Raw genomic sequence first — 17,879 nt, forward strand, 5'->3', positions numbered from 1 at the left:
ATGAGTACTCAATCCACACCCGTTATCACCGATATGAAAGTTATCCCGGTGGCCGGCCACGACAGCATGCTGTTGAACATCGGCGGGGCGCATAGTGCCTGGTTTACCCGCAATATCGTGGTTCTGACCGACAGTGCGGGCAATACCGGCATCGGCGAGGCACCCGGCGGAGAGGTGATTTATCAGACGCTGGTCGATGCCATTCCGCAGGTGCTGGGGCAGGAGATTGCGCGCCTGAATAAGGTGGTTCAACAGGTTCACAAAGGTAATCAGGCGGCGGATTTCGACACCTTTGGTAAAGGCGCCTGGACCTTTGAGCTGCGGGTCAACGCGGTGGCGGCGCTGGAGGCCGCGCTGCTGGATCTGCTAGGCAAAGCGCTGAATGTCCCGGTTTGCGAACTGCTGGGGCCGGGTAAACAGCGTGATGCGGTTACCGTGCTGGGCTATCTCTTCTATATCGGCGATCGCAATAAAACGGACCTGCCTTATCTGGACAGTACCCGAGGGCATCATGAGTGGTATCGCCTGCGCCATCAGGAAGCGCTGAACAGTGACGCCGTGGTGCGGCTTGCCGAGGCCGCGCAGGATCGCTACGGCTTTAAAGACTTCAAACTTAAGGGCGGCGTATTGCCGGGCGAGCAGGAAATTGACACCGCTCGCGCGCTGAAGAAACGTTTCCCGGACGCGCGAATTACCGTCGATCCGAACGGCGCCTGGCTGCTGGATGAGGCGATTGAACTGTGCAAGGGCCTGCAGGATGTGTTGACCTATGCGGAAGATCCGTGCGGCGCCGAGCAGGGCTTCTCCGGCCGCGAAGTGATGGCGGAGTTTCGTCGCGCCACCGGGCTACCGGTCGCCACCAATATGATTGCCACCAACTGGCGGGAAATGGGGCACGCGGTGATGCTCAACGCGGTAGACATTCCATTAGCCGATCCGCACTTCTGGACGCTCTCCGGCGCGGTGCGAGTCGCCCAGCTGTGTGATGACTGGGGGCTGACATGGGGCTGCCACTCGAACAATCACTTCGATATTTCACTGGCGATGTTTACTCACGTCGGCGCCGCCGCGCCGGGCAACCCGACGGCTATCGATACCCACTGGATTTGGCAGGAAGGCGACTGTCGTTTGACCAAAAATCCGCTGCAAATTGAGAACGGCAAGATTGCCGTACCGGATGCGCCAGGCCTGGGTATCGAGCTGGACTGGGAACAGGTGCAAAAAGCCCATCAAGCCTATAAGGCGCTGCCGGGGGGCGCGCGTAATGACGCGGCGCCGATGCAGTATCTGATCCCCGGCTGGAAATTTGACCGCAAGCGTCCCGTGTTCGGCCGCACCGCTGTCGCCAATCAATAACAAAAGGATTTCATCATGACCACGCAGTTTTCTACCCCCGTCGTCACCGCTATGCAGGTTATTCCGGTTGCCGGCCACGACAGTATGCTGATGAATCTTAGCGGAGCTCATGCCCCGTATTTCACCCGCAATATTGTGATTATCAAAGATAACTCAGGCCATACCGGCGTAGGGGAAATCCCCGGCGGAGAGAAAATCCGCCAGACGCTGGAAGAGGCCGCTGAACTGGTTGTCGGGAAAACGCTCGGCGAATATAAAAACGTCCTTGGGGCAGTACGCAGCCGCTTTGCCGACCGTGACGCCGGCGGCCGCGGTTTGCAAACTTTTGATCTGCGTACCACCATTCACGTTGTCACCGGGATTGAAGCCGCGCTGCTGGATCTGTTGGGACAGCATCTGGGCGTCAACGTCGCCTCTCTGCTGGGCGAGGGCCAACAGCGTAGCGAAGTCGAAATGCTGGGCTACCTGTTCTTCGTGGGTAACCGTCACGCCACGCCGCTGGCCTATCAAAGTCAGGGCGATGAGAAGTGCGACTGGTACCGGCTTCGTCATGAAGAGGCCATGACCCCGGACGCCGTCGTGCGTCTGGCAGAAGCCGCTTACGAAAAATATGGCTTCAACGATTTCAAACTCAAAGGCGGCGTGCTGGCGGGTGAAGAAGAGGCCGAGTCGATTGTGGCGCTGGCTAAACGTTTCCCGCAGGCGCGCGTGACGCTTGACCCGAACGGCGCCTGGCGCCTGGATGAAGCGATTAAGATTGGTAAACAGCTGAAGGGCGTGCTGGCCTATGCGGAAGACCCCTGCGGCGCTGAACAGGGCTTCTCGGGCCGGGAAGTGATGGCGGAGTTCCGTCGTGCCACCGGCCTGCCGACGGCGACCAATATGATTGCCACCGACTGGCGTCAGATGGGACATACTTTGTCTCTGCAATCGGTGGACATTCCGCTGGCGGATCCGCACTTCTGGACCATGCAGGGATCGGTTCGCGTGGCGCAGATGTGCCATGAGTTTGGTTTGACCTGGGGCTCGCACTCCAACAACCATTTCGATATCTCGCTGGCGATGTTCACCCACGTTGCGGCGGCGGCGCCGGGCAACATTACCGCCATCGATACCCACTGGATCTGGCAGGAAGGTAATCAGCGATTGACCCGACAACCTTTTGAGATCAAAGGTGGTATGGTGCAGGTGCCCACCACACCGGGCCTCGGCGTTGAGCTGGATATGGACCGCGTGATGCAGGCAAATGAGCTATACAAAAAGCACGGGCTGGGCGCGCGTGACGATGCGATGGCCATGCAGTATCTGATCCCGAACTGGACGTTTGATAACAAGCGTCCGTGTATGGTGCGCTAAGGAAAATCCGGTTCCTGCGGGAACCGGAATGGTTTTGCTATCGGGTGTTTGTTCATATTAAGGACAGCGGATGAAAATAGTGATTGCACCGGATTCATACAAGGAGAGCCTGAGTGCCCTGGATGTTGCGACGGCGATAGAAGCGGGGTTTCAGGAGATTTATCCTGATGCGGAGTATGTCAAGTTGCCCGTTGCCGATGGCGGCGAAGGGACCGTCGAAGCGATGGTAGCCGCCACTCAGGGGCGTCTGGTGCAGGTTACGGTTACCGGTCCGTTGAACCAACCGGTAGACGCTTTTTACGGCCTTTCCGGCGATGAACGCTGCGCTTTTATTGAAATGGCGGCGGCCAGCGGACTGGAAAGCGTCCCGCCGGCGTGCCGTAACCCATTGTTAACGACCACCTGGGGCACCGGGGAACTGATTCGCCACGCGCTGGATGCCGGCGTACAGCAGATTATTATCGGTATCGGCGGTAGCGCGACGAATGACGGCGGCGCCGGCATGGTACAGGCGCTGGGCGGAAAGTTACTGACGGCGGATAATCAACAGATTGCCTCCGGCGGCGGCGCGCTGGAACAGCTGGCGCGAATCGATCTGAGCGAACTGGATAGCCGGCTGGCCGATTGCCGCATCGATGTGGCCTGCGACGTGACCAATCCGCTAACGGGTCCGGAAGGCGCTACGGCGGTATTTGGGCCGCAAAAAGGGGCGACGGCAGAGATGATTGTCCGTCTCGACCGCGCGCTGGCGCACTATGCGCGCATCATTCAACGCGATTTAGCCGTCGACGTACTTCATCTTGAGGGCGGTGGTGCGGCAGGCGGTATGGGCGCCGCCCTGTATGCTTTCTGTGGCGCGCGACTGCGTCCAGGGATCGAGATTGTGACTGATGCGCTGCATCTGGCGGAGCTGGTGGCGGACGCAGATCTGGTGATTACTGGTGAAGGGCGTATTGACAGTCAGACGATCCATGGCAAGGTGCCGGTGGGAGTGGCAAAGGTTGCGCAGCGCTATAACGTACCGGTTATTGCTATTGCCGGCAGCCTGACCGCTGATGTGGGGATTGTTCACCAGCACGGGCTGGATGCGGTATTCAGCGTGATCTATTCGGTCTGTACTCTGGAGGAGGCGCTGGAGAACGCGGCAGAAAACGTACGCATGACGGCGAGGAATGTTGCCGCGGTGCTGAACATGGGACGCAAGCTGTAAGACGGTTTCCCCGGTCGCGTGATGCCTGCCGGGGCGATACCCTTTACATGGACGCCCGGACAGGCGCCGGGCTATCCGGGGAAGAGGATTTATATGCCCAGCATTTTGCACGCTTCCCGCGTGACATTATCCATTTCATCCAGCAGTTCCAGCAGCTCCGGCTCCAGCTCTTCGGCGGCGGTTCCGCCGCGCAGCTGGCTTTCGAGGGTCTGGCACAGTTTTTTCAGCCGTGGCACTCCGCTATAGCTGCAGCTGCCGTGGAGCTTATGAATCAAATCCAGCAGCCCCTCAGGCTCTTCGCCAACCAGCTGTTCTTCCACTTTATTACGCACTTCTGGCATAAAGGCGATCAGCATTTGCAGCATCTCCCGCGCCAGATCCGGTTTCATGGCGGCCTGGCGTAGCGCCAGCTGCCAGTTGAGCGTTACGTTGTAGTCGATGGGCGGTTCGACAGGTTCCGCTGCCCGCAGCGGCGCGCTATGCTTTCCCGGCTGATAGCGCAGTAGCAGGCTGTGCAGCTTATCCTCTTCGATGGGCTTCGCCAGGTAGTCGTTCATCCCGGCCTTCATCAGCTTCTCTTTTTGCCCGTCAAACGCGTGGGCGGTGACGGCGATCACCGGCGTTTGTTGCTGATGAGGAAGGTGGCGAATCAGCTCGCAGGCGCGAATGCCGTCCATATCCGGCATCTGAATATCCATCAGAATCAGATCCAGCTGCATCTCCTTAGCCTGCTCTACGGCGCGCTGGCCGCTATCACACAGCGTGACGTGCTGGACCAGATCTTCCAGCAGCACGCCGATAAGCTTCAGGTTCGCCGGATTATCATCTACCGCCATCACCGTCATCGGTAGCTTACTGCTGTCAGAATGGGGCAGGACGATTGGTGTCCTGGCGCGGCAGGAGGCGGTGAGCGCCGGGATTAACCGCGTGGCGGTCAGCGGTTTGAGCAGGCAGGCGGCAACGCCGTCTTGCTTCAGGGTTTCGGCATTGATCTGCGCATGGCAGGGGAGCGCCAGCAGTAAGTAGTCGGCCATGGCGCAGGCTTTCGCCAGGTTATCCTTTTGCTGACTCAGGTCACGCATCGATACCGGAAGACCGGCCAGCAGGATGTCGTAGTGGGCTTCCGGCAGCGCGGAAAACGTCGGGCTGTAGACCACCTCCAGCGGCAGGGTCGTCAGCAGCTCCATGGTGCACTGCGCCGCCGCCGCATTGGCCTCGATGTAGGCCAGCGTTTTGCCCGCCAGACCATGGGTTAACGGGCTCTCCTGAACCGCGTTGGGATTGAGGTCGAGGTTGATATGGAACCAGAACGTGGAGCCGCGATTCGGCTGGCTGTGGAATGAGATATCGCCGCCCATCTCTCTTACCAGCCGCTGGGTTATCACCAGCCCGAGCCCGGTGCCGCCGTGGCGGCGGGAAATGCTGGCATCGGCCTGGCGGAATGCCTGGAACAGGCGGGACTGATCGCGCTCGGGGATGCCGATCCCGGTATCGTGGATTTGAATTTCGATTTGTACGCTGGTGTTGCTCAACGCGCGCTGTTCGACCAGAACATCAATATTGCCATGTTCGGTAAACTTGATGGCATTGCCCACCAGGTTGGTGATGATCTGCTGCAGGCGCAGAGGGTCGCCGATAATATTGTCCGGAACATCATTTTTGATGTTCAGCGTCAGCTCCAGCCCCTTATCGTGAGCGGAGTGCGCCAGCAGAGTCATGACCTCATCCAGCGCATTACGCAGCAGGAACGGGATGCTCTCAAGTATCAGTTTACCCGCTTCCAGCTTCGAGAAGTCCAGCACGTCGTTAATGATAGCGAGCAGGTTGTTCGCCGAGCGCTCGATCGTGGTGAGGTGGTCGCGCTGAGTGGTATTTAAATCGGTCTTCAGGGTCAGGCGGGTAAAGCCAATGACGCCATTGAGCGGCGTTCGTAGCTCATGAGACATATTGGCGAGGAATTCTGATTTGATGCGGGCCGCTTCCTGGGCGCGCTTCTTCGCCAGATCCAGCTCAACGTTCTGAATCTCCATCTGCTCAAGGGTTTCGCGCAGATCGGAGGTTGCCTGGTCGATATTGTGCTGCATCTCTTCGTGGTAGGCCGCCAGCGACATGGCCATGGAGTTGATGCCGTTTTTCAGCATATCCAGTTCGCCGAGCATAAACCCTTCGACGCGGCTGTCGAGCTGGCCGCGACGAATGCGGTCGACGGTATTCACCATATTGCGGATCGGCCCGGTGACGTCGCGCATCAGGCGCCAGCCGAAGATCAGCGCGATGCCGATACAGAACAGCATCATGACGCTGGAGATGAAAATCTCTTTGTACTGCTGCAGCCGCACCGATTTGAGATCCAGTTCGAGGGCGACATAGCCCAGCATGTTGCCGGGCATTTTGGCATCGGTCATCGGTGATTCATCGGGTGAATAACTTTCCGAGACGATAGGCGTACGCAAAATCATAACGTCGCCCTTGCGCACCGCGCTCAGCTGGCGAGGAAATTTTTCCCCATTTTCCAGACGCAGCTCGCTGGGATTGAGTTGAAAATTGGAGGTGACGAACAGCCTGTTTTGCGAATCGTAAATGGAAATAGCGCGTACGATATCGGAATGACGGCGATGCAGCACGCTAATCAGCTGGCCGATAGACTCGCGGTTTTGCAGATTCATGCCATATTCACTGGAGACCGCCAGGGGTTCAATAATACTGGCTCCGGCGTCTTCCAGCTGACGCTGTAGGTCGTGATAGCGATGCGCGACGAAGAAAATGCTGAGCAACAAACCGATGAGTACGGTTGGCGCCAGGATAAGAATCATCATGCGGGCACGTAGGCTGTAGTTGGTCATGCGGTTCCGTTATGGGAGAATATACTCTTCATCCATCAAGTGCCTCTGCGTTGGCGGTTTCGGCGACGGGGCGACCTTCGCCGCCGGAACGCTTACTGGCTGCCCAGATGCACCTTGAATGGACTCGTGTATAGAGTCAGTTTATTTGATTGAGACAAATCTCTACGATGGCGCAATTCTACTCTGCAAAACGGCGTGTGACGACGCGCCAGATCATAACCGTTACAGTCAATGACCTCGATCCCTTTGGTCAGGGCGTTGCTCGTCACCATGGTAAAGCGCTATTTGTTAATGGCTTATTGCCCCAGGAACAGGCTGAAGTTGTCGTCGTTGAAGACAAAAAACAGTACTCCCGGGCGCAGGTTAAACGCCGTCTTAATGACAGCCCGCAGCGCCAGGCGCCGCGCTGCCCGCATTTCGGTACCTGCGGCGGCTGCCAGCAACAGCATGCCAGCGTTGAGCTCCAGCAGCAAAGTAAACGCGCCGCGCTTGCCCGGCTGATGAAACGGGATGTCGACGACATTATAGCCGCTTCGCCGTGGGGATATCGTCGGCGCGCACGTCTGAGCTTGAATTATCAGCCAAAGACCCAACAATTACAGATGGGCTTTCGTCAGGCGGGCTCCAGCGACATTATCAACGTGGTGCAGTGCCCCATTTTGGCGCCCGATCTTGAGGCGTTGCTGCCGGCGGTGCGCGAGTGTTTGTCCGGTCTGAAATCGCCGAGTCAGCTCGGGCATGTTGAGCTGGTGCTGGCGGACAATGGCCCGTTGATGGTCCTGCGCCACACGGCAGCGTTACCGGCCGGCGATAGAGAAAAACTGGAACGATTTTCGCAATCTCACGGTCTCGCGCTGTACCTGGCGCCGCAAAGCGAGATACTGGAACATATTAGTGGGGAAGCCCCATGGTATACCTCAGACGGGCTACGCTTAATGTTTAGCCCGCGCGACTTTATCCAGGTGAACGATGGCGTCAATCAGCTGATGGTGCAAACGGCGCTGGCGTGGCTGGATATTCAGCCTCAGGATCGGGTCCTCGATCTGTTCTGCGGCATGGGGAATTTTACTCTGCCGCTGGCTACGCGCGCGGCCAATGTCGTGGGCGTTGAAGGCGTCCCGGCGCTGGTCGAGAAAGGGCGGGAAAATGCCGCGCTCAATCAGTTGCACAACGTGACATTCTTTCATGAAAATCTGGAAGAAGATGTGACCCGCCAGGCCTGGGCGCAGCATGGTTTTGATAAAATATTACTCGACCCGGCGCGAGCCGGAGCGCCGGGCGTTATGTCACACATTATAAAACTTGCCCCGCGTCGCGTCGTCTATGTCTCCTGTAATCCGGCGACCCTGGCGCGCGATAGCGACCTGCTGCTGCAGGCGGGGTATCAGATTCAACGCCTGGCGATGCTGGACATGTTCCCGCATACCGGACATCTGGAATCAATGGTGTTGTTTGAGCACAGAGATACATAGAATCGTTCGGATCAAGCCGAGGCAGCCAACCCCCCGGCGTACTGAAGGATGAAGTGTCAACGTTGAGGCTTGCCGACTTCGGCAGGCCAGGTCCCTTAAGGAGAGGACAATGGTTGCGGTAAGAAGTGCACATTTAAATAAAGCTGGTGAATTTGACCCGAAGAAATGGATCGCGAGTCTGGGAATTTCCAGCCAGCAGTCGTGTGAACGCTTAGCCGAAACCTGGGACTATTGTCGCGAGAAAACGCAGGGACATCCTCGAGCGGATCTGCTCTTATGGCGCGGCGTCGAGATGGTGGAAATCCTTTCTACGCTGAGCATGGATATCGATACGCTGCGGGCCGCGATGCTGTTCCCGCTGGCGGATGGCAATGTCGTCACCGAAGAGGTGATGCAGGAGAGCGTCGGTAAGTCCGTCGTGACATTGATTCACGGCGTGCGCGATATGGCGGCGATTCGCCAGCTTAAAGCCACCCATACCGACTCGGTCTCATCCGAGCAGGTCGATAATATTCGCCGCATGCTGCTTGCGATGGTCGACGACTTCCGCTGCGTGGTCATCAAGCTGGCTGAACGTATCGCCCACCTGCGGGAAGTCAAAGATGAGCCCGAAGATGAACGCGTGCTGGCGGCCAAAGAGTGCACCAATATCTACGCCCCGCTGGCCAACCGTTTAGGCATTGGCCAACTGAAATGGGAGCTGGAAGATTATTGCTTCCGTTACCTGCATCCCGACGAATATAAGCGTATTGCCAAACTGCTGCACGAGCGTCGCATCGATCGTGAACACTACATTGATGAGTTCGTCGGTCATCTGCGTTCAGAAATGAAAACCGAAGGCGTGAAGGCTGAAGTCTATGGCCGACCGAAGCACATCTACAGTATCTGGCGGAAAATGCAGAAAAAACACCTCACCTTTGATGAGCTGTTTGATGTGCGCGCGGTACGTATTGTCGCGGAGCGCCTGCAGGACTGCTATGCCGCACTGGGGATAGTACACACTCACTATCGCCATCTGCCGGATGAGTTCGATGATTACGTTGCCAACCCAAAACCAAATGGCTATCAGTCGATTCATACCGTGGTGCTGGGGCCGGGCGGTAAAACGGTGGAGATCCAGATTCGTACCCGGCAGATGCATGAAGATGCGGAGCTGGGCGTCGCCGCGCACTGGAAGTACAAAGAAGGCGCCGGAGCGGCGGCAGGCGGCGGACGTGGCTATGAAGATCGTATCGCCTGGCTGCGTAAGCTGATCGCCTGGCAGGAAGAGATGGCCGACTCCGGCGAAATGCTCGATGAGGTGCGCAGCCAGGTCTTTGACGATCGGGTGTACGTCTTTACGCCAAAAGGCGATGTGGTCGATTTACCTGCCGGCTCCACGCCGCTCGACTTTGCCTACCATATCCATAGCGACGTCGGCCACCGCTGCATCGGCGCCAAAATCAGCGGGCGCATTGTCCCCTTTACCTATCAGCTGCAAATGGGCGATCAGATTGAAATCATTACCCAGAAACAGCCAAACCCTAGCCGCGACTGGCTGAACCCCAACCTCGGCTATGTCACGACCAGCCGCGGACGTTCCAAAATCCACGCCTGGTTCCGTAAGCAGGATCGCGACAAGAATATTCTCGCCGGGCGGCAGATTCTCGATGATGAGCTTGAGCATCTGGGGATTAGCCTCAAGGAGGCAGAGAAGCATCTGCTGCCGCGCTACAACTTCAATGAGCTGGATGAGCTGCTGGCGGCCATTGGCGGCGGAGATATCCGCCTTAACCAGATGGTCAACTTCCTGCAGTCGCAGTTCAATAAGCCGAGCGCCGAAGAGCAGGATGCGGCGGCGTTGAAACAACTGCAGCAGAAAACCTGGGCGCCGCAGAATCGCAGCAAAGATAACGGTCGCGTTGTGGTGGAGGGCGTGGGCAACCTGATGCACCACATCGCCCGCTGCTGTCAGCCGATTCCAGGCGACGAGATCGTCGGTTTCATCACCCAGGGGCGCGGAATTTCCGTTCACCGGGCGGACTGCGATCAGCTGGCTGAGCTGCAATCGCACGCCCCGGAGCGTATCGTTGACGCGGTCTGGGGAGAAAGCTACTCCGCGGGCTACTCGCTGGTCGTCCGCGTGGTGGCAAACGATCGTAGCGGCCTGCTGCGCGATATCACCACCATTCTGGCTAACGAAAAAGTAAACGTGCTTGGCGTAGCCAGCCGCAGTGACACCAAACAGCAGCTGGCTACCATCGATATGAACATTGAAATCTACAACCTGCAGGTTCTCGGCCGCGTGCTCGGGAAACTGAATCAGGTTCCGGATGTGATTGATGCCCGCCGCCTGCACGGCGGCTAACTGCTTTTCCTCCCATGCTGACCCTCTCTCCGATGGAGAGAGGGTTTTGCGCGTCGTTTCTCCGCGAACCTCGCTGATTTTTCCCCATGTTTTATCCGGGGAAGATAAATAAAACCAATATGTTGCAAGGAATCACTATGACCCAAATCGATCGCCTGCTTGCCATTATGAAACGCCTGCGTGATCCGGAAAACGGCTGTCCGTGGGACAAAGAGCAGACCTTCGCCACCATCGCCCCGTATACCCTTGAAGAGACGTACGAAGTGCTGGATGCCATCGCCCGTGAAGATTTTGACGATCTGCGCGGAGAGCTGGGTGACCTGCTGTTTCAGGTGGTGTTCTACGCCCAGATGGCACAGGAAGAGGGCCGCTTCGCATTTGACGACATCTGTGCCGCCATCAGCGACAAGCTCGAGCGCCGTCATCCGCATATCTTCGGCGATGCTACTGCCGGCAATAGCGCCGAAGTGCTGGCGCGCTGGGAGCAAATAAAAAGCGCTGAGCGTGCGGAAAAGGCGCAGCATTCCGCGCTGGACGATATTCCGCACAGCCTGCCGGCGCTGATGCGCGCGCATAAAATTCAGCGTCGCTGCTCGGCAGTCGGCTTTGACTGGACCTCGCTCGGCCCGGTGCTGGATAAAGTGCATGAAGAGATCGATGAGGTCATGCACGAGGCGCAGCAGGCGGTCGTAGATGAAGCTAAACTGGAGGAGGAAATGGGCGATCTGCTGTTCGCAACGGTCAATTTATCCCGCCATTTAGGGGTAAAAGCTGAAGTCGCCTTGCAGAAAGCGAACCTCAAATTCGAACGTCGTTTCCGGGAAGTTGAACGAATTGTCGCCGCCCGCGGACTGGAGATGACCGGCGTAGACCTCGATATCATGGAAGAAGTGTGGCAAGAGGTAAAACGCCAGGAAACTGATCTCTAACGAAATTTTGCGATCAAGCGCTATTTGTGTGATTTTTTAAATGACAAGCGCTTGATTTGCGTCAAAAACATTTACCCAAAAGGGGCTATTTTCTCACTCCTTATGTTTGTCATGACCTGGAAAGGAGACGGAGAATGAAAGTTTGTGGCGCTCGTCGTGTTCGGGTATACTACTTTCCCGTCCTGGTTATTCCATCGTTTCACCCTAACTTCTCAGGTTCAGCATGACAACGAACTATATTTTTGTGACCGGCGGGGTCGTATCCTCTCTGGGTAAAGGCATTGCCGCAGCCTCCCTGGCCGCTATTCTCGAAGCCCGTGGGCTTAACGTAACCATGATGAAACTGGATCCGTACATCAACGTCGATCCGGGCACCATGAGCCCAATCCAACACGGGGAAGTGTTCGTTACTGAAGACGGCGCTGAAACCGATCTGGACCTGGGTCACTACGAGCGCTTCATTCGTACCAAAATGAGCCGCCGCAACAACTTCACCACCGGGCGTATTTACTCCGACGTTCTGCGTAAAGAGCGCCGCGGTGACTATCTGGGCGCAACCGTACAGGTTATTCCGCATATCACTAACGCGATCAAAGAACGCGTTCTGGCGGGTGGCGAAGGTCACGACGTGGTGCTGGTTGAAATCGGTGGTACCGTCGGTGATATCGAATCCCTGCCGTTCCTGGAAGCGATTCGCCAGCTGGCAGTGGATATCGGTCGTGAACACGCGCTGTTCATGCACCTGACCCTGGTGCCTTATCTGGCAGCTGCTGGTGAAGTCAAAACCAAACCGACTCAGCACTCGGTAAAAGAGCTGCTGTCTATCGGTATTCAGCCTGACATTCTGGTTTGCCGTTCCGATCGTGCGATCCCGGCTAACGAACGTGCAAAAATTGCATTGTTCTGTAACGTGCCAGAAAAAGCCGTTATTTCAATGAAAGATGTCGATTCCATTTATAAAATTCCAGGCCTGTTGAAATCTCAGGGGCTGGACGATTATATTTGTAAACGATTCAGCTTAAACTGTCCGGAAGCGAACCTGGCCGAATGGGAGCAGGTGATTTACGAAGAAGCTAACCCGGCAGGTGAAGTCACGATCGGTATGGTCGGCAAGTACATTGAACTGCCGGACGCGTACAAGTCCGTGATTGAAGCGCTGAAACATGGTGGTCTGAAAAACCGCGTGACCGTTAACATCAAGCTGATCGATTCGCAGGATGTGGAAACGCGCGGCGTCGAAATTCTGAAGAATCTGGACGCTATCCTGATCCCTGGCGGCTTCGGCTACCGCGGTGTTGAAGGCAAGATCGCCACTGCGCGCTACGCGCGTGAAAATAATATTCCGTATCTGGGTATTTGCCTGGGTATGCAGGTTGCGCTGATTGAGTTCGCGCGCAACGTAGCGGGGATGGAAAACGCCAACTCCACAGAATTTGTGCCAGACTGTAAGTACCCGGTAGTGGCACTCATTACTGAATGGCGTGATGAAGAAGGCAACGTTGAAGTGCGCTCTGAGAAGAGCGACCTCGGCGGCACCATGCGCCTGGGCGCGCAGCAGTGCCAGCTGGACGACGCGAGCCTGGTTCGCCAGCTGTACGGCGAGCCGACCATCACTGAACGACATCGTCACCGCTATGAAGTCAACAACATGTTGTTGAAACCGATTGAAAATGCGGGCCTGCGTGTTGCGGGCCGTTCCGGGGATGATCAGTTGGTCGAGATCATCGAAGTACCGAATCATCCGTGGTTCGTTGCTTGTCAGTTCCATCCGGAGTTTACTTCGACGCCGCGTGATGGCCATCCGCTGTTTGCAGGTTTTGTGAAAGCGGCAAGCGAGTATCAAAAGCGTCAGGCGAAGTAAAAGAGTTAGAACGGCAATGCACCCATTCGGGTGCATTGTTTGTCTGGAGTTTTAGTTTAACTTGTACTGAGGAAAACCTAATGTCCAAAATCGTTAAAGTCATCGGTCGTGAAATCATCGACTCCCGTGGTAACCCGACTGTTGAAGCCGAAGTACACCTGGAAGGTGGTTTCGTTGGTATGGCAGCAGCTCCGTCAGGTGCTTCTACTGGTTCCCGCGAAGCGCTGGAACTGCGCGATGGCGACAAATCCCGTTTCATGGGTAAAGGCGTACTGAAAGCTGTTGGCGCTGTCAACGGCCCGATCGCTCAGGCTATCCTTGGCAAAGACGCCAAAGATCAGGCTGGCATCGATAAAATCATGATCGACCTGGACGGTACTGAAAACAAATCTAACTTCGGTGCGAACGCAATTCTGGCTGTGTCCCTGGCTAACGCCAAAGCAGCCGCTGCCTCTAAAGGCCAGCCGCTGTACGAACACATCGCTGAGCTGAACGGCACTCCGGGCAAATACTCCATGCCGGTTCCGATGATGAACATCATCAACGGTGGTGAGCACGCTGACAACAACGTCGACATCCAGGAATTTATGATTCAGCCGGTTGGCGCTAAATCCCTGAAAGAAGCCGTACGTATGGGTTCTGAAGTGTTCCACAACCTGGCTAAAGTTCTGAAAGCGAAAGGTATGAACACTGCAGTTGGTGACGAAGGCGGCTACGCGCCGAACCTGGGTTCCAACGCAGAAGCTCTGGCTGTTATCGCTGAAGCGGTTAAAGCAGCAGGTTACGAGCTGGGCAAAGACATCACTCTGGCGATGGACTGCGCAGCGTCTGAATTCTACAAAGACGGTAAATACGTTCTGGCTGGCGAAGGCAACAAAGCGTTCACCTCTGAAGAGTTCACTCACTTCCTGGAAGAGCTGACCAAACAGTACCCGATCGTCTCTATCGAAGACGGTCTGGACGAATCTGACTGGGATGGCTTCGCATACCAGACTAAAGTCCTGGGCGACAAAATCCAGCTGGTTGGTGACGATCTGTTCGTAACCAACACCAAGATCCTGAAAGAAGGTATTGAGAAAGGCATCGTTAACTCCATCCTGATCAAATTCAACCAGATCGGTTCTCTGACCGAAACTCTGGCTGCGATCAAAATGGCGAAAGACGCTGGCTACACTGCCGTTATCTCTCACCGTTCTGGCGAAACTGAAGACGCGACCATTGCTGACCTGGCTGTTGGTACCGCTGCAGGCCAGATCAAAACCGGTTCTATGAGCCGTTCTGACCGCGTTGCTAAATACAACCAGCTGATTCGTATCGAAGAAGCGCTGGGCGAAAAAGCACCGTACAACGGTCGTAAAGAGATCAAAGGTCAGGCATAAGCCCGTCTTTCTCTGATATGAAAATGCCAGTCTTCGGACTGGCATTTTTTTTACCCTCGCTTTTACCTTCGCGCCGATAATTACTTAAAGTCGACCGCCATCTGCTGCGGAATCGAAAGCCCGCGGGTGGTCTGCACGCAGCGATCGATATAATCGGTAAAGCGCGGCGGCTTCGGCATGCCCATGCTGAGCAGCTTATCGTTGCTGAAGCGTACGTTAAGGGTAGCGAAGGCGCCATAGAGGCGCATGGCTTTGAGCATCAGACGTTCATTGCAGGGGCCGAAGATATCCTTCAGTTCGCGGCGCATCTTGACCAGCGCCTCATAGCTGACCTGCGCATACCTGTCGCCGACGGGCACCTGCTCCAGCGCAGAGGCCATGGCGCGATCGATCTCCGCGAATTTCACGCTATTTTCTTCACCTGCCGAAATATGCACGACTTCCCCCTGCGCAAGCTGGTTATCAAGCAGCATCATCAGCGCATCGGCGCAATAGTCGACCGGAATCACATCGATCCGGTCTTCCATTGAGCAGAGGAATTTTTGCAGCATTAAACCCATGCTGAATACCCAGAAGATACTGCTGGAGGGCTGACAGCCGTGATGAGTATGGCCCACCACAATCGAGGGACGGGCAATCGTCAACGGAAGCGTCGGGCAGGTCTGCTGCATCAGCTGCTCGATTGTTGATTTAGAGTGGGTGTATTCGACAAGGTGTTCGGCACGCTCGCGAAACTCGGCGCTTTCCGCGACCAGAGAATCGGGCTCAGGGGAACATGACATGGCCGTACCCACATGCAGGAAGCGCTGTAGTCCGGCAACCCGGGACATACGCTGGGCAAACTGCAGAGTGCCTTCCACGTTCACCTTCCAGATGAGCGGGTTATTGCCAAAGGAGGCGACAGCCGCGCAGTTGAGCACGTGAGTCACCTGCTCCAGACGTGGGTCGCAGAGGAATTCTGCGGGGTTAGCCAAATCGCCCGCGAGAATATGTTGCGTGCCCAGCGCCGCCAGTTTCTCCTCAGAGACATTGAACTTGCGCATGTTTTCTTTGACCCGGGCAAGCGCCGCGTCATCATTATCGGCTCGAACTAAAAGCAGCAGATTCATCCCGTTATTTTGGTTCAGGATATTCTCTAAAACCGCTCCCCCCAGAAAACCGGTAACGCCTGTAATTAATAATGTATTCATGAACGCCGTCTCATCATGGTTGGTCGGCTGGATTCTAGGCGGCTGAAACTAAACGGTGAGTCAATGGAAAATGGCGAGCCGGAAGGCTTTCTTAAGCCAGAATTAAGGTTACGAACGGGCGTGAATAGCATTGGACATCTGCGGAGTGAGGAAGATTCTGTTTTTCATGTTTCCATTTGTACATATATGATTTTTATAGTTATTGTTATATTCTGAATGGTGTTGTCATCGTTGTTTAAAGGTAATTTTAAACATATTTAGTTACATCAAAAGTCGCCGTATAAAAAACGTAATACATGCAGAAATAAGTCGAGGCGATTTATTTCTCCCGTCGCTGAAGGTCTTTAAAGGCAGCGGGAAATAAAGCGGAAGAGATCGTTTGGTATTGCTCAACAGGCTATAATCTTAGTCTGATTTCAGCAACAACAGCGCGTTGATAATCGCCGCTGAGGACAAGACCTCGGCCGCTAAATCTGCGATAATGCGCGTTTCGAACCTAAACAGAGATGATTATGCAGTACCCGATTAACGAGATGTTCCAGACCTTGCAAGGCGAGGGTTACTTCACCGGCGTGCCTGCCATTTTTATTCGTCTGCAGGGATGCCCGGTTGGTTGCGCCTGGTGCGATACCAAACATACCTGGGATAAGCTTGCGGATCGGGAAGTGTCGCTGTTTAGTATTCTGGCGAAAACCAAAGAGAGTGATAAATGGGGCCCGGCAAGCGGCGAAGACCTGCTGGCGATCATCGGGCGTCAGGACTGGACCGCACGTCACGTGGTCATCACCGGCGGCGAACCCTGCATCCACGATTTAACCCCGCTGACCACGCTGCTGGAGCAGAACGGATTCAGCTGCCAGATTGAAACCAGCGGTACCCATGAAGTGCGCTGCAGCCCCAATACCTGGGTGACGGTATCGCCAAAGGTCAATATGCGCGGTGGCTATGATGTGCTGTCGCAAGCCCTGCTGCGTGCGGATGAAATTAAGCATCCGGTAGGGCGCGTGCGGGATATCGAAGCGCTGGATGAACTGCTGGAAACGCTGAGCGATGAAAAACCGCGCATCATCGCCCTGCAGCCCATCAGTCAGAAAGACGACGCCACGCGTCTGTGTATCGAGACCTGTATTGCCCGTAACTGGCGGTTATCGATGCAGACGCATAAATATCTGAACATTGCCTGATAAAAAGGCCCGGTCGCAGGCTGCGCACCGGGCCTTTCTGTTCTGCGGCCAGGAAACGTCCGCTCCCGGCCAGCGCATCATTCGCCGCGATAGATACAGCCTGCGGTACAGGTCTCTTTGATCATTACGGCGCTCAGCAGCGGCACCAGCGGTTTCATCTGCTGCCAAATCCACTTCGCCAGCACTTCGCTGGTTGGGTTTTCCAGACCAGGAATATCGTTCAGATAGTAGTGATCCAGGCGATCGTAGGTCGGTTTAAACGCGGCCTTGAGCTCGGCAAAATCCATGATCCAGCCCGTGTGGGGATCGACTTCACCGGTAATCTCCAGGCGCACCATAAAAGAGTGGCCGTGCAGGCGACCGCACTTATGACCTTCCGGTACGTGAGGCAGGTGATGGGCGGCTTCGAAGGTGAAATCTTTAAACAGGGTGGTGGACATCTTTTACTCTCAATAAGACAAAAAAACCGCCGTAGGGTACCGGAAAGCGGTTTTTTTATCATTAACTAAAACGGCCCTGGGCGAAATATCGACGTATTTGCCCACGGGTAACGTAATATCCTTTTTAATTTCATAGAGTTGATTAATCGTTTTTGTTGTTAATAACTATAACTAAAACAGGTTAGTCCATTTGGTTATTTGTTATTTCCATCCCTTCTTTAATTGTTACTATCAGCGCCGTTAACCTTACATTCTCTTCTGTTTTTGCCGCGCTGACAGGGTGCGAATAACAGCTTTGCTTACTGGAACATA

Annotated in this window: 12 protein-coding genes; 9 read left to right on the plus strand and 3 right to left on the minus strand. The window is 55.5% G+C overall.

What is annotated here, in order from left to right:
• From GRPL_RS16365 to GRPL_RS16355, 3 genes are all read left to right on the plus strand, one after another.
• Nucleotides 1–1,356: an enolase C-terminal domain-like protein gene (locus GRPL_RS16365; protein ID WP_032698942.1), complete on the plus strand. Its 1,356-nt coding sequence runs from the start codon at nt 1–3 to the stop codon at nt 1,354–1,356.
• A gap of 15 nt (nt 1,357–1,371) precedes the next feature.
• Complete coding sequence (gudD, locus tag GRPL_RS16360) at nt 1,372–2,712, plus strand: glucarate dehydratase (protein WP_032696753.1); 1,341 nt, start codon at nt 1,372–1,374, stop codon at nt 2,710–2,712.
• Nucleotides 2,713–2,782: 70 nt separating this feature from the next.
• Nucleotides 2,783–3,922: a glycerate kinase gene (locus GRPL_RS16355; RefSeq protein WP_032690947.1), complete on the plus strand. Its 1,140-nt coding sequence runs from the start codon at nt 2,783–2,785 to the stop codon at nt 3,920–3,922.
• 89 nt (nt 3,923–4,011) lie between these two features.
• Here GRPL_RS16355 and barA read toward each other — a convergent pair whose 3' ends face one another.
• The gene (barA, locus tag GRPL_RS16350; RefSeq protein ID WP_032696754.1) at nt 4,012–6,765 is read right to left on the minus strand and encodes a two-component sensor histidine kinase BarA; all 2,754 of its coding nucleotides are present in this window, start codon (nt 6,763–6,765) and stop codon (nt 4,012–4,014) included.
• Between the two features lie 167 nt (nt 6,766–6,932).
• Between barA and rlmD the strand changes: the two genes are divergently transcribed.
• The 5 genes from rlmD (at nt 6,933) to eno (ending at nt 14,753) form a co-directional block, all read left to right on the plus strand.
• On the plus strand, nt 6,933–8,237 hold the full coding sequence (rlmD, locus tag GRPL_RS16345; RefSeq protein WP_032698897.1) for a 23S rRNA (uracil(1939)-C(5))-methyltransferase RlmD: 1,305 nt from the start codon (nt 6,933–6,935) through the stop codon (nt 8,235–8,237).
• Nucleotides 8,238–8,346: 109 nt separating this feature from the next.
• The gene (relA, locus tag GRPL_RS16340; RefSeq protein ID WP_032690950.1) at nt 8,347–10,584 is read left to right on the plus strand and encodes a GTP diphosphokinase; all 2,238 of its coding nucleotides are present in this window, start codon (nt 8,347–8,349) and stop codon (nt 10,582–10,584) included.
• Between the two features lie 137 nt (nt 10,585–10,721).
• The gene (mazG, locus tag GRPL_RS16335) at nt 10,722–11,513 is read left to right on the plus strand and encodes a nucleoside triphosphate pyrophosphohydrolase (protein WP_032690951.1); all 792 of its coding nucleotides are present in this window, start codon (nt 10,722–10,724) and stop codon (nt 11,511–11,513) included.
• A gap of 223 nt (nt 11,514–11,736) precedes the next feature.
• Nucleotides 11,737–13,374: a glutamine hydrolyzing CTP synthase gene (pyrG, locus tag GRPL_RS16330; protein WP_032690952.1), complete on the plus strand. Its 1,638-nt coding sequence runs from the start codon at nt 11,737–11,739 to the stop codon at nt 13,372–13,374.
• Nucleotides 13,375–13,454: 80 nt separating this feature from the next.
• Nucleotides 13,455–14,753: a phosphopyruvate hydratase gene (gene eno, locus GRPL_RS16325; protein ID WP_004124327.1), complete on the plus strand. Its 1,299-nt coding sequence runs from the start codon at nt 13,455–13,457 to the stop codon at nt 14,751–14,753.
• A gap of 80 nt (nt 14,754–14,833) precedes the next feature.
• On the opposite strand, the gene GRPL_RS16320 is transcribed toward eno, so the two are convergent.
• On the minus strand, nt 14,834–15,943 hold the full coding sequence (locus tag GRPL_RS16320) for an SDR family oxidoreductase (RefSeq protein WP_032698900.1): 1,110 nt from the start codon (nt 15,941–15,943) through the stop codon (nt 14,834–14,836).
• A gap of 512 nt (nt 15,944–16,455) precedes the next feature.
• Here GRPL_RS16320 and queE point away from each other — a divergent pair.
• Nucleotides 16,456–17,127, plus strand: a complete 672-nt coding sequence (gene queE, locus GRPL_RS16315; RefSeq protein WP_032690954.1) for a 7-carboxy-7-deazaguanine synthase QueE — start codon at nt 16,456–16,458, stop codon at nt 17,125–17,127.
• Nucleotides 17,128–17,204: 77 nt separating this feature from the next.
• Here queE and queD read toward each other — a convergent pair whose 3' ends face one another.
• Nucleotides 17,205–17,567: a 6-carboxytetrahydropterin synthase QueD gene (queD, locus tag GRPL_RS16310; RefSeq protein WP_004866969.1), complete on the minus strand. Its 363-nt coding sequence runs from the start codon at nt 17,565–17,567 to the stop codon at nt 17,205–17,207.
• Nucleotides 17,568–17,879: the final 312 nt, after the last annotated feature.

Origin of the sequence: Klebsiella planticola ATCC 33531 (genome assembly GCF_000735435.1) — a bacterium.
GTDB classification, from domain to species: domain Bacteria; phylum Pseudomonadota; class Gammaproteobacteria; order Enterobacterales; family Enterobacteriaceae; genus Klebsiella; species Klebsiella planticola.

What these genes read in the sequence shown, in the direction of transcription:
- GRPL_RS16365 (WP_032698942.1), top strand. Translation starts at nt 1, where the DNA reads ATGAGTACTCAATCCACACCCGTTATCACCGATATGAAAGTTATCCCG.
- gudD (WP_032696753.1), top strand. Translation starts at nt 1,372, where the DNA reads ATGACCACGCAGTTTTCTACCCCCGTCGTCACCGCTATGCAGGTTATT.
- GRPL_RS16355 (WP_032690947.1), top strand. Translation starts at nt 2,783, where the DNA reads ATGAAAATAGTGATTGCACCGGATTCATACAAGGAGAGCCTGAGTGCC.
- barA (WP_032696754.1), bottom strand. Translation starts at nt 6,765, where the DNA reads ATGACCAACTACAGCCTACGTGCCCGCATGATGATTCTTATCCTGGCG.
- rlmD (WP_032698897.1), top strand. Translation starts at nt 6,933, where the DNA reads ATGGCGCAATTCTACTCTGCAAAACGGCGTGTGACGACGCGCCAGATC.
- relA (WP_032690950.1), top strand. Translation starts at nt 8,347, where the DNA reads ATGGTTGCGGTAAGAAGTGCACATTTAAATAAAGCTGGTGAATTTGAC.
- mazG (WP_032690951.1), top strand. Translation starts at nt 10,722, where the DNA reads ATGACCCAAATCGATCGCCTGCTTGCCATTATGAAACGCCTGCGTGAT.
- pyrG (WP_032690952.1), top strand. Translation starts at nt 11,737, where the DNA reads ATGACAACGAACTATATTTTTGTGACCGGCGGGGTCGTATCCTCTCTG.
- eno (WP_004124327.1), top strand. Translation starts at nt 13,455, where the DNA reads ATGTCCAAAATCGTTAAAGTCATCGGTCGTGAAATCATCGACTCCCGT.
- GRPL_RS16320 (WP_032698900.1), bottom strand. Translation starts at nt 15,943, where the DNA reads ATGAATACATTATTAATTACAGGCGTTACCGGTTTTCTGGGGGGAGCG.
- queE (WP_032690954.1), top strand. Translation starts at nt 16,456, where the DNA reads ATGCAGTACCCGATTAACGAGATGTTCCAGACCTTGCAAGGCGAGGGT.
- queD (WP_004866969.1), bottom strand. Translation starts at nt 17,567, where the DNA reads ATGTCCACCACCCTGTTTAAAGATTTCACCTTCGAAGCCGCCCATCAC.